The organism is Anaeromyxobacter sp. PSR-1 (assembly GCF_000964525.1).
GTDB lineage: Bacteria > Myxococcota > Myxococcia > Myxococcales > Anaeromyxobacteraceae > Anaeromyxobacter.
Genome location: NZ_BAZG01000041.1, coordinates 17,830 through 28,302, shown reverse-complemented (window position 1 = coordinate 28,302; position 10,473 = coordinate 17,830). Strand labels below are relative to the sequence as shown.

Below are 10,473 nucleotides of genomic sequence, written 5' to 3'. Positions count from 1 at the left end.
TCGGAGAGATCGGTGAGCGGCAGCGCCGACGAGCCGCCCGGCGCGGCGCCCGGCGCAGGGGCCGCCAGGCCGGCGGGGAGCTCGGCGGGGGCGGCGCGGCGGCGCGGCGACACCGACGCGGCGAACGGATCGGCCGCGCCGGCGAGCGCCGCGGCGAAGGGGTCTCCGGCGTCCGGGGCCGGCGCGAACGGATCGGCCGGGCCGCCGGCGAGCCCGGGCGCGGACGGGAGATCACCGGCGGTGAATGCGAAGGGATCCGCGCCCCCGGGTCCCGGGAAGCCGGTGGGCGGCGTCTCGAGCGCGAACGGATCGGCGGGCGGCGCGCCGGACCCTGTGCCGGCGAACGGATCGTGGCCGAACGGCTCCGGTGACCGGTCCTGGGCCGCCGGGCCAGGCGGCGCGAAGGGGTCGGCGGCGAACGGGTCCGGCCCCGCCGCGGCGAACGCGGGCTCCGCGAAGGGATCGGCCGGGCCGGGGAGCGCCGGGCCGGGCGGCGGGATGGGCGCCGGGCGAGGCTCCGGCGGCGCAGCGGCCGGCGGCGCGTCGGGCCGGCGCACCGCGAACACCGTCTTGCACCGCGAGCAGCGCACCTTGGCGCCGCGCGGGCCGATCTTCTCGTCGGCGATCCGGAACTTGGCCTGGCAGTGGGTGCAGTGGGCGATCATGCGGGGCGCCGGCAGGACGTTACACCGTCATGCCGCTTGACACCAAGCGGCAACCGCAGGAACAATGCCCGAAGTTTCGCACACTTACCGCCGCGGATGGAGCGATGAACGACCAGCACACCGAAGGTACGGACACCACCGCCGCCGGCGTCGAGCCCAAGGTCATCAAGCGGTACACGAACCGGAAGCTCTACGACACCGTGGAGTCCCGGTACGTCACGCTCGACGAGATCGCGGAGATGATCAAGGGCGGTGCCGAGGTCAAGATCATCGACAACCGCACCAAGGAGGACCTCACCTCCATCACCCTCGCGCAGATCATCTTCGAGGAGGAGAAGAAGACCTCCAAGATGAGCCTCGAGACGCTCCGGGACCTCATCCGCCACGGCGGCGAGGTGGCCCAGCGGCTGGTGGTGGGGACGCAGGCCGAGCTCCGCGGGCGCGTCGAGGCGGTCCGGGCCGCGGCCGAGCAGCGCGTGCAGCACCTGATGGCGCGCAGCCAGGCCACCAGCGACCGGGCCAAGGAGCTGATGGCCGCGTCGCAGGACGCGATGGCGTCCCTGCAGCGCCGCGTGGACGAGCGGGTGCGCGCGGCCGTGGACGGCGTCTCCAGCCTGTCCGAGGTGCGCCGGCAGCTCGACGAGATCACCGCGCGGCTGCACGAGCTGGAGCGGAAGCTGGAGGAGTCCGCGCGCGAGGATCGCCCCCCGCCGCCGCCGCAGGAGCCGCCCGCGGCGCAGTAGCGCCCCGGCCGCCTAGCCGAACAGCGCGGCGCGCATCGACAGCGAGCCCATGTCGAACCCGGTGATGGGGAACCGCACCGGGTCCGCCCCCGCCGCGCCCGCCGCGTAGAGCAGCGGCAGGTAGTGCTCGGGCGTGGGGTGCGCGCGCCGGCCCTCCGGGCTCGCGATCGCGTCCACCAGCCAGCGCGCGTCGTGCCGCTCCAGGGCGGCGGCCGCGTCCGCGTCGAAGCGGGCCGCCCACGCCGGCGGGGTGGCGTCGCCCCGGCGCCAGGCGGCGAAGGCGTGCCGCAGGTCGTGCACCAGGTTGCCGCTGCCCATCACCAGCACGCCCTCGTCGCGGAGCGGCGCGAGCGCCCGGCCCAGCGCGAGGTGGCCGGCGGCGTCCAGCTCCGCGTCGATCGAGAGCTGCACCACCGGCACGTCGGCCGCCGGGAACAGGTGCACGAGCACGCTCCAGGTGCCGTGGTCGAGGCCCCAGCCGTCCACCACGCGGGCGCCGTCCCCCGCGACCAGCGCCGCCGCGCGCCGCGCCAGCTCCGGAGCGCCCGGGGCCGGGTAGCGGACGCGGTAGAGCGCGTCGGGGAAGCCGCCGAAGTCGTGGACGGTCTCGGGCCGCGCCTGGCCGGTGAGGACGCTGCCGGCGGTGACGAAGTGCGCGGACACGGCCAGGATGGCGCGGGGCCGCGGGAGCAGCGGCGCGAGGCCGCGGAACGCGCGGCTCCACCGGTTGTCCTCGATGGCGTTCATGGGCGAGCCGTGCCCCACGAACAGCACCGGCATCCGCCGCCCCGCTCCCAGCTGCCGCTCCATCGCGCCTCCCCTCCCGCGGCCTACGCCGCGTCCGACTGCTTCGCGGCCTGCTTCACCGCCTCGAGCTCGATCGTGATCTCCACCTTCTCGCCCACCAGCACGCCGCCGGTCTCGAGCGCCGCGTTCCACGCGAGGCCGAACTCCTTGCGGTCGAGCGCGGCCTTCGCCGAGAAGCCGGCGCGCTCGTTGCCCCAGGGGTCCTTGCCGATGCCGGCGAACTCGGCGTCCAGCGTCACCTCGCGCGTCACGCCGTGCAGCGTGAGGTCGCCCACCACGCGGTAGCCGTCGCCGGCCTTCTCGATCCGGCGCGAGCGGTAGGTGAGCTCCGGGTACTTCGCGACGTCGAGGAAGTCCGCCGAGCGCAGGTGCGCGTCGCGGTCGGCGACCTGGGTGTCGATGGAGGCGGCGTCGATCTTCACGTCCACCTTCGCGGCGGTGAGGTCCTGCGGATCGAGCTCCAGGGTGCCGGTCCACTTCGCGAACCGGCCGTGCACCTTGGAGATGACCATGTGGCGGACCCAGAAGTGGATGGCGGAGTGGGTGACGTCGACGGTCCAGGGGGTGGTGGCCATTTCGGATTCCTTTCTGCTTCGTTTCGTGACGGTTCCGCGCGTTTCTCGCGGGTCGGCTCCTCGCTGACGGGGAGAATCTGATACCGTTCCGATGGCGGCGCAATGCGCCGCCGGACAAATGAGTGTTGCGTTGGAGGAACGATGGACCTGGACCTGCTCCGCGTGTTCGCCGCGGTCGCGCGCACCGCCAGCTTCTCCGCCGCCGCGCGCGAGCTGCGCATCCCGAAGTCGTCGGCGAGCCGCGCGGTGGCGCGGCTCGAGGAGGAGCTCGGGGTGCAGCTGCTGTTCCGCACCACGCGGCAGGTGTCGCTGAGCGCGGCCGGCACCGGGCTGTACGACCGGGTGGCGCCGCTGCTCCAGGGCCTCGAGAGCGCGCTCGGCGAGCTGCCGGAGCGCGAGGAGGAGCCGTCGGGGCTGCTGCGCGTCACCGCGCCGGTGGACATCGGCATCTTCTTCCTGGCCGAGCTCACCACGCGCTACACGCTCCGCTACCCGGCGGTCTCGGTGGAGCTCGACCTGAGCAACCGGCTGGTGGACCTGGTGGCCGAGGGCTTCGACGTCGCGCTGCGCGTGGCGCCGGGGCTGAAGGACTCGACGCTGGTGGCGCGGAAGGCGTCCCCGGTTCAGCTGCAGCTGTTCGCCTCGCCGCTCTACCTGGCGCGGCGCGGGACGCCGCGCGCCGAGGCGGAGCTCGAGGCGCACGACTGGGTGACGTTCGGGACGCAGGCGCGCAAGCTGCGCCTGGAGGGGCCGCGCGGGACGGTGGAGGTGACGCCGCGCTCGCGGATCCTGTGCCCGGAGCTGCTGTTCGTGCGCGAGGCGATGCGGGCCGGCGCCGGCATCGGGCTGCTGCCCTCGTTCATGGCGGAGCAGGACCTGGCGGCGGGGACGCTGGTGCGCGTGCTGCCGCGCCTGGTCCGGAGCGGCGGCAACCTGTACGTGGTGAGCCCCGCCTCGCGCCACGTCCCGCGCAAGGTGAGCGCGTTCCGCGATCTGGTGCTGGAGCTGGTCAGGAGCCGGCCGCTCGGGCCGCCGCTGCCGTGACGCCGGCCGGGGCCGGCGCGCGGGCCAGCACCTCGTCGCCGATGGCGGCGAGCGCGGCCGCCCCGCTCGACCGCGGCGCGTGCTCGAACACGGTCCGGCCGTGGCTCTGGGCCTCGTCCACCTTCACCGACCACCCCAGCACCGTCCGCGACAGCTCCGCCGGGAACCGCTCGCGCAGCTTCGCCAGGATCTCGTCGGCGAGCTGCGTCTTCCGGTACAGCGTCGGCACCACCAGCGCGATGGCCGGCGCCGCGCCGCGCTCGGCGCGGAGCCGCTCCAGGCTCTGGACGATCTCGGCGCACCCGTCGAGCGCGAGGTAGGTGAGCGCGACCGGGATCACCAGCTCGCGCGCGGCGCGCAGCACGTTGTCGGTCACGAGCGACAGCGACGGCGGCGCGTCGATCAGCACCGCGTCGTAGCGGCCCCCGGCCACCGAGGCGAGCCGGCGATCGAGCCGCTCGGCGCGGTCGGCCGCCGGCGCGACCGCCACCGGGAAGCCGGCCAGGTCCTTGTTCGCGGGCAGGAGGTCGAGGCCGGCCACCGCGGTGGGCCGGACCACCTGCTCGAGCGGCACCGCGTCGTCCAGCAGCCACTCGTGGACCGTGGGCGCGAGGCCGCGCACGTCCACGCCGAGCGACTTCCCGGCGTGCCCCTGCGTGTCCAGGTCGGCCACCAGCACGCGCAGCCCGCGCGCCGCGAGCCGCGCCGCCACGTGCACGCACAGCGTGGTCTTGCAGGTGCCGCCCTTCTCGTTGATGAACGCGATCCGCCGCATGCCGGCCACGTCCCCCCGCCGGCGCGCTACTCCGGACCGGGCCCGCCGCGGTCCGGGCCGCCGCGGTCCACGCGCTCCGAGAGCCCGTCGATCATCTCCTCGAGCTCCTCGAGCTTGCGCTTCAGCGCCGCCACGTCGTCCCGGGACGGGAGGTTGGCCGCGTGCAGCGCCTGCCGGACGCCGCGATCGAACGTGCTCCGCGCCTGCAGCGCCGAGCTCACCAGCGACTGGAGCCCACGCCCGGCCCGGTCGCTGGCGAGCAGCTTCCCGACCACCCGGCCCACCTGCTCCTCGCCGGCGGCGAGGGCGCGCTTCAGCACGGGATTCCGCAGCACGTCGTCGAGGATCATCGTGTGTGGACTTGTCCCTTTCCCCTCGATAGCTTGTCAAGCCCAGTGGCTTCCCTCGGCCTGCTCGACCGCCGCCTGCTCGTCGTGACCGGCAAGGGCGGCGTGGGCAAGACGACCGTCTGCGCCGCGCTCGCCCTGCTCGCCGCCCGCGCGGGCAAGCGCGTGCTGGTGTGCGAGGTGAACGCGACCCGCGAGCGGGTCGCGCCCCTGCTCGGCGCGCCTGCCTCGGGGCCCTTCGTCCGGGAGGCGCTGCCCGGGATCTTCACCGTCAACGTGACGCCGCACGAGGCCATGCGCGAGTACGGCCTCATGGTCCTGAAGTTCCGGACCATCTACGAGGCGGTCTTCGAGAACCGGCTGGTGCGCTACTTCCTGCGCATGGTGCCGGGGCTCGCCGAGCTGGTGATGCTCGGCAAGGTGCTGCACGAGGTGCGCGCGGAGGACGGCGGCCGGCCGCGCTGGGACCTGGTGCTGCTCGACGCGCCCGCCACCGGCCACGCCGTCCAGCTCCTGCGCGTCCCGTCCGCGCTGGTGGACACCGTGCCGGCGGGCCCGCTGCGCCATGACGCGGAGTGGATGCAGGCCCTGCTGGTGGACCCGGCGCGCACCGGCGTGGCGCTGGTCACGCTGCCGGAGGAGATGCCGGTCAACGAGGTGATCGAGCTCGACGGGCTCGTGCGCGGCGAGCTGGGCATGGCGGTGGCCGCGCTGGTGGTGAACGCCATGCCGCCGGCGCGCTTCGACGCGCGCGAGGCCGCGGAGCTGGCCCGCCTCGCCGCCGCCCCGCCGCCGCTCGGGCCCGCCGCCGAGGCCGGCCGGATCCAGGCGCTGCGCGCCGAGGCCGCCGGGCGGTACCTGGTGCGCGCCCGGGCCGCGCTCGACCTGCCCACCACCGTGCTGCCGCTCCTCCCCGTGGTGGAGTGGGGGCCGGCGGCGGTGGGGGAGATCGCGGCGGCGCTGGCGGCCGCGCCGCCCGCGGAGGCGCGGCCGTGACCACCGTGCGCGAGAGCCTGGGCGGCCGCCGCGTGGCGGTGTGCGTCGGCGCCGGCGGGGTGGGCAAGACCACCGCCGCGGCGGCGCTGGCGCTCTCGCGCGCGCTCGAGGGCGGCAAGGTGCTGGTCTGCACCATCGACCCGGCCCGGCGGCTCGCGAACGCGCTCGGGCTGGCCACGCTCGGCAACGTCGAGTCGCGGGTCCCCGAGCACAAGCTCGCCGAGGCGGGGCTGCGCCCGCGCGGCGAGCTGTGGGCCATGATGCTCGACGTGAAGCGCACCTGGGACGACCTGGTGGCGCGCCACGCGCCGGACCCGGCCCGCCGCGAGCGCATCCTGCGCAACCGGCTCTACCAGCAGATGTCCGCCGCGCTGGCCGGGTCGCAGGAGTACATGGCGATGGAGAAGCTCTACGAGCTCGCCACCGACCGCGACTACGACCTCATCGTCCTCGACACCCCGCCCACCGCGCACGCGCTCGACTTCCTGGACGCGCCGGACCGGATCCTCGACTTCCTGGGCAACGAGACCGCCCGCGCGCTGCTCGCGCCCGCGCTCGGGGCCGGCCGGTTCGGGCTGCGGCTGGCGCAGCTCGGCGGCGGCTACGTGGCGAAGACGCTGGCGCGCTTCACCGGCCAGCAGGTCCTGTCCGACCTGGGCGACTTCCTGCAGGGCTTCCAGGGCATGTACGACGGCTTCAAGGAGCGCGCCGGCGAGGTGCGCGCCATGCTCGCCCGCCCCGAGACCGGGTTCGTGCTGGTGGCGTCGCCGGCGGCCGCCGCCATCGAGGAGGCGCTGGCCTTCCACGAGCGGCTTCACGCGGAGTCGATGCCGGTGGCGGGGCTGGTGGTGAACCGGCTCACCCCCGACCTGTGGCCGGCGGCGACGCCGCTGCCGGGCGCCGCCGAGCTGGCCGCGCCGCTCGCCGCCGCCGCCGCGAGCGCGCCCGACCTGGGCGCGCGGCTCGCGGCCACCCTGGCCGAGCACCAGGCGATGGCGGCCGCGGAGCGCCGCTCGCTCGCCGGGCTCCTCGCCCGGGTCGGCGCGGCGCACGCGCTGGTGCCCCGCCTCGAGGGCGACGTGCACGACCTGGCGGGCCTGGCCCGGATGGCAGACCGGCTGTGATCGCGACGGCGCCCCGGCCGGCTCGCGCCGGGCGGCGACGGTTCCCGATTCACGATCGGCCGTCTACTATGTGCCGGATGCGCCTGCCCGATCTCGAGATCGAGACCCACGCCGCACGCGAGCTGGTGGAGCTCACCGCCGAGGTGCGCCGCGCCGTGTCGGCCGCCGGCCTGCGCGAGGGCCTGCTGCTGGTCTACTGCCCGCACACGACCGCGGGGATCACCATCCAGGAGAACGCCGACCCCGACGTGCGGCGCGACCTCCTGCTCGCGCTCGAGAACGCGATCCCGGACGCGCCGGCGCGCGGGCGCTACCGGCACGCCGAGGGCAACAGCCCGGCCCACGTGATGGCCTCGCTGGTCGGCTCCTCCGCCACGGTGATCGTGCGCGACGGGGCGCCGCTCCTCGGGACCTGGCAGGGCGTGTACCTCTGCGAGTTCGACGGCCCCCGCCGGCGCACGGTCCACCTCCAGGCGGTGGCCGCGTGATGCGCCGCCTCGCCCTCCTCGCGCTGGCCCTGTCCGCGGCCTGCGCGGGCGCGCGGCGCGCGCCGCCGGCGGCCGAGCAGGTCGCGTTCGCGCCGGGCGAGCCGGCGCCCGGCCCGGCCGAGCGCGATCTCGCCGGGAAGAACGAGGAGGAGCTGGCCGCCCTGGGCGCGGCCGCGTCCCAGGCCGGCGACTTCGAGCGGGCCGCCGCGGCCTGGGCGCGCCTCGCCGACGCCTGGCCCGCCTCGGCGCGCGCGCCGGAGGCGCGGCTCCGCGCCGGGCTCGCCTACCAGCGCGCCGGCGCGTGGCGCCTCGCGCTGGAGCGCTTCCGCGCGCGCGCCGCCGGGCCGGGCGACGCGGCCGGCGCGCTCGAGGCCGAGTTCGGCGCGGCCGAGTGCCGGTACCACCTCGGCGAGCTGGACGAGGCCGCCGCCGCGCTGGCGGCGCTGGCGGGGCGGCCCGGGCTGGAGCCGGCGGCGCGGGTCCGCGCGCTGGCGCTGCGCGGGGTGGTGGAGCGCGACGCGGGGCGCGAGGGGGAGGCGGAGCGGTCGCTGCGGCTCGCGGTGGCCGGGTTCGAGGAGGCCTCCGCGGCGGAGCGGCTCGAGCCGTACTTCGCGGCGCAGGCGCAGTACTACCTGGGCGAGCTGTACCGCGACCGCGTGGCCGCCATCCGGCTCGACCCGTCCACCGGCGACGCGGACGCGCTGCACGGCGCGCTGGAGCGGAAGTCGGAGGCGCTCCTCTCCGCCCAGGGCGAGTACCTCCGCGCCATCCGCCTGGGCGACGCCCGCTGGGCCGTCGCGGCCGGCGCCCGCGTGGGCGAGCTGTACGACGGGCTGCGCCGCGAGCTGCTCGATGCGCCGCTCCCGCCCGGCCTGGACGCGGCGCGCGCCGAGGCCTACCGGGCCGAGCTGCGCGGGCAGGTCGCCGTGCTGGCGTCGAAGGCGGCGAGCGCCTACGAGCAGACGCTGGACTGGGCGCGCCGCGCCGGCGTGGACGACCCGGCGCTGCTCGACGGCGCGCGCGAGGCGCTCGCGCGGCTGGAGCAGGCGGCCGCGGACGGCCCCGCCGCGCCCGCGCGCTGACCTAGGCTCGCGGCGGCTCGCCGCCGTACATCGCGTCGATCTCGGCGCGGAAGTGCTGCTCGACCACCTTGCGCTTCACCTTCTGCGACGGGGTGACCTCCCCCTCCGCCTCGGAGAGCTCGCGCGGCAGGATGGCGAACTTCTTCACGGTGGCGAAGCGGGGCAGCCCGGCGTTGAGCCGGTCCACGTGGCGCTGCAGCAGCTCCTGGACCTCCGGGAGCCGCGCCAGCGCCGAGATCGGCTCGCCGGCGTGGCCGTGCTCGGCCGCCCACTTGCCGATCGCGTCGGCGTCGAGGGTGACGAGCGCGGTCACGAAGTTGCGCCGGTCGCCGTGGACCAGCACCTGCGAGACGAACGGCGAGATGGCCTTCAGCTTGGACTCGAGCTCGGCCGGCGCCACGTACTTGCCGCCGGAGGTCTTGATGAGGTCCTTCTTCCGGTCGGTGATGGACAGGAAGCCGTCCGCGTCCACGAAGCCGACGTCGCCGGTGTGCAGCCACCCGTCCGCGTCGAGCGCCTCGGCGGTCTGCTCGGGCAGGCCGCGGTAGCCGCGCATGATCCAGGGGCCGCGCATCAGGATCTCGCCGTCCTCGGCGATGCGCACCTCGATGCCCGGGAACGCGGGACCCACCGAGCCGATCTTCCGCTTCGAGGGCAGGTTCGCGTGCGTCGCCGCGGACGACTCGGTGAGCCCGTAGCCCTCGAGGATCACGACGCCCATGGCGTCGAAGAACTCGGCGATGTCGCGGGAGAGCGGCGCCGAGCCGGACACGAAGAAGCGCAGGCGGCCCCCGAACAGCTCGCGCACCTTGTGGAACACCAGCCGGTCCGCCACCGCGAGCTGCGCCTGGAGCACCGTCCCGAGCGGACGGCCGGCCCGCCGCGCGCGCGACGCCTGCAGCCCCACGTCGATGGCCCAGCGGAAGATCGCCGCCTTGACCGGGCCGCCATCCCGCGCGTTCGAGAGGATCTTGTTGTGCACCTTCTCGAAGATCCGCGGCACCGCGCACACGAACGTCGGGCGCACCACGCCGAGGTTCTCGACGATCCGGTCCACCCGGCCGTCCACCGCGGTGGGGAAGCCGATCCGGAGCTGGGCGGTGCCGATCATCTTCCCGAACGAGTGCGCGAGCGGGAGCCAGAAGAACTGCACCGCGTCGCCGTGATCGAGGATGCCCGAGGCCTGCACCGAGGCCGACTGCGACACCCAGCACGCGTGCGTGAGCTCGACGCCCTTGGGCACGCCGGTCGTGCCGGAGGTGTACAGCAGCGTGGCGAGCGCGTCGGGGCGCACCGACGCGGCCGTCTCCTCGAAGGCGCCGGGGTGCTCCGCGTCCCAGGCGTGCCCGCGCGCCTCCAGGTCGGCGAGCGTCGTCACCCAGCCGTCCGCGCTGCCCTCCCCGTCGAACACCACCACGTGCCGGAGCGCCGGCATCCGGTCCCGGCGCGAGGCCAGCTTCGCGACCTGCAGGGCGTCCTCGGCGAACGCCACCACCGCGCCCGAGTCGGAGAGGATGTACGCGCACTCGTCCGCGGTGGAGGACGGGTAGATGGTGCTCGTCGCCGCGCCGGCGCAGAGGATGCCGAAGTCCGCGAGCACCCACTCGATGCGCGTGCCCGCCAGGATGGCGCAGACCTGCTCCGACTGGACGCCCAGCGCCCGGAGGCCCCCCGAGATCGCGCGCACCCGCGCCTCGGTCTGCGCCCAGGTCAGGCGGCGCCAGTCCGCGCCGTCCGGGTGGCGGAAGGCCTCGGCGTCCGGCGTGAGGCCGACGCGCTCGAGGAAGAGCTCGGGGACGTTGCGAGGCTGGGTGTCGGGCAAGGGCT

12 protein-coding genes are annotated in these 10,473 nt (G+C 75.7%); 6 read left to right on the top strand and 6 right to left on the bottom strand.

Annotated features, from left to right (window positions below):
- On the bottom strand, positions 1-665 hold a 665-nt coding region (locus tag PSR1_RS09010), incomplete at its 3' end, for a zinc-ribbon domain-containing protein (protein WP_193388349.1).
- A 104-nt stretch (positions 666-769) separates the two neighbouring features.
- On the opposite strand from PSR1_RS09010, the gene PSR1_RS09005 reads away from it, so the two are divergent.
- Complete coding sequence (locus PSR1_RS09005) at positions 770-1,408, top strand: polyhydroxyalkanoate synthesis regulator DNA-binding domain-containing protein (protein WP_059437270.1); 639 nt, start codon at positions 770-772, stop codon at positions 1,406-1,408.
- A gap of 12 nt (positions 1,409-1,420) precedes the next feature.
- Here the strand turns inward: PSR1_RS09005 and ygiD are convergent, their stop codons facing one another.
- The gene (gene ygiD, locus PSR1_RS09000; RefSeq protein ID WP_059437269.1) at positions 1,421-2,218 is read right to left on the bottom strand and encodes a 4,5-DOPA dioxygenase extradiol; all 798 of its coding nucleotides are present in this window, start codon (positions 2,216-2,218) and stop codon (positions 1,421-1,423) included.
- Positions 2,219-2,238: 20 nt separating this feature from the next.
- Complete coding sequence (locus tag PSR1_RS08995; RefSeq protein ID WP_059437268.1) at positions 2,239-2,790, bottom strand: YceI family protein; 552 nt, start codon at positions 2,788-2,790, stop codon at positions 2,239-2,241.
- 141 nt (positions 2,791-2,931) lie between these two features.
- On the opposite strand from PSR1_RS08995, the gene PSR1_RS08990 reads away from it, so the two are divergent.
- Positions 2,932-3,834: a LysR family transcriptional regulator gene (locus PSR1_RS08990; RefSeq protein WP_059437267.1), complete on the top strand. Its 903-nt coding sequence runs from the start codon at positions 2,932-2,934 to the stop codon at positions 3,832-3,834.
- On the opposite strand, the gene PSR1_RS08985 is transcribed toward PSR1_RS08990, so the two are convergent.
- Positions 3,800-4,609 (bottom strand): ParA family protein, encoded by an 810-nt coding sequence (locus PSR1_RS08985; RefSeq protein ID WP_059437266.1) that lies wholly within the window; start codon positions 4,607-4,609, stop codon positions 3,800-3,802. The genes PSR1_RS08990 and PSR1_RS08985 overlap by 35 nt on opposite strands.
- Positions 4,610-4,635: 26 nt before the next feature.
- Positions 4,636-4,959 carry a hypothetical protein gene (locus tag PSR1_RS08980; protein WP_059437265.1) on the bottom strand — a complete coding sequence of 108 codons (324 nt, stop codon included), beginning with the start codon at positions 4,957-4,959 and terminating at the stop codon, positions 4,636-4,638.
- A 45-nt stretch (positions 4,960-5,004) separates the two neighbouring features.
- Between PSR1_RS08980 and PSR1_RS08975 the strand changes: the two genes are divergently transcribed.
- From PSR1_RS08975 to PSR1_RS08960, 4 genes are all read left to right on the top strand, one after another.
- Positions 5,005-5,952 (top strand): ArsA-related P-loop ATPase, encoded by a 948-nt coding sequence (locus PSR1_RS08975; RefSeq protein WP_059437264.1) that lies wholly within the window; start codon positions 5,005-5,007, stop codon positions 5,950-5,952.
- Positions 5,949-7,076 carry an ArsA-related P-loop ATPase gene (locus PSR1_RS08970; RefSeq protein WP_059437272.1) on the top strand — a complete coding sequence of 376 codons (1,128 nt, stop codon included), beginning with the start codon at positions 5,949-5,951 and terminating at the stop codon, positions 7,074-7,076. The genes PSR1_RS08975 and PSR1_RS08970 overlap by 4 nt, the downstream gene beginning before the upstream one ends.
- A gap of 77 nt (positions 7,077-7,153) precedes the next feature.
- Entirely contained in the window at positions 7,154-7,564 is a 411-nt protein-coding gene (locus tag PSR1_RS08965; RefSeq protein ID WP_059437263.1) for a secondary thiamine-phosphate synthase enzyme YjbQ, read from the top strand.
- Positions 7,564-8,646, top strand: a complete 1,083-nt coding sequence (locus tag PSR1_RS08960) for a hypothetical protein (protein WP_059437262.1) — start codon at positions 7,564-7,566, stop codon at positions 8,644-8,646. Before PSR1_RS08965 ends, PSR1_RS08960 begins: the two co-directional genes overlap by 1 nt.
- A gap of 1 nt (position 8,647) precedes the next feature.
- Here the strand turns inward: PSR1_RS08960 and PSR1_RS08955 are convergent, their stop codons facing one another.
- Positions 8,648-10,468: a long-chain fatty acid--CoA ligase gene (locus tag PSR1_RS08955; RefSeq protein ID WP_059437261.1), complete on the bottom strand. Its 1,821-nt coding sequence runs from the start codon at positions 10,466-10,468 to the stop codon at positions 8,648-8,650.
- Positions 10,469-10,473: the final 5 nt, after the last annotated feature.

Coding starts and splice junctions, on each gene's coding strand:
- PSR1_RS08960 (WP_059437262.1), top strand. CDS start 7,564: ATGCGCCGCCTCGCCCTCCTCGCGCTGGCCCTGTCCGCGGCCTGCGCG.
- ygiD (WP_059437269.1), bottom strand. CDS start 2,218: ATGGAGCGGCAGCTGGGAGCGGGGCGGCGGATGCCGGTGCTGTTCGTG.
- PSR1_RS08965 (WP_059437263.1), top strand. CDS start 7,154: ATGCGCCTGCCCGATCTCGAGATCGAGACCCACGCCGCACGCGAGCTG.
- PSR1_RS08980 (WP_059437265.1), bottom strand. CDS start 4,959: ATGATCCTCGACGACGTGCTGCGGAATCCCGTGCTGAAGCGCGCCCTC.
- PSR1_RS08990 (WP_059437267.1), top strand. CDS start 2,932: ATGGACCTGGACCTGCTCCGCGTGTTCGCCGCGGTCGCGCGCACCGCC.
- PSR1_RS08985 (WP_059437266.1), bottom strand. CDS start 4,609: ATGCGGCGGATCGCGTTCATCAACGAGAAGGGCGGCACCTGCAAGACC.
- PSR1_RS09005 (WP_059437270.1), top strand. CDS start 770: ATGAACGACCAGCACACCGAAGGTACGGACACCACCGCCGCCGGCGTC.
- PSR1_RS08995 (WP_059437268.1), bottom strand. CDS start 2,790: ATGGCCACCACCCCCTGGACCGTCGACGTCACCCACTCCGCCATCCAC.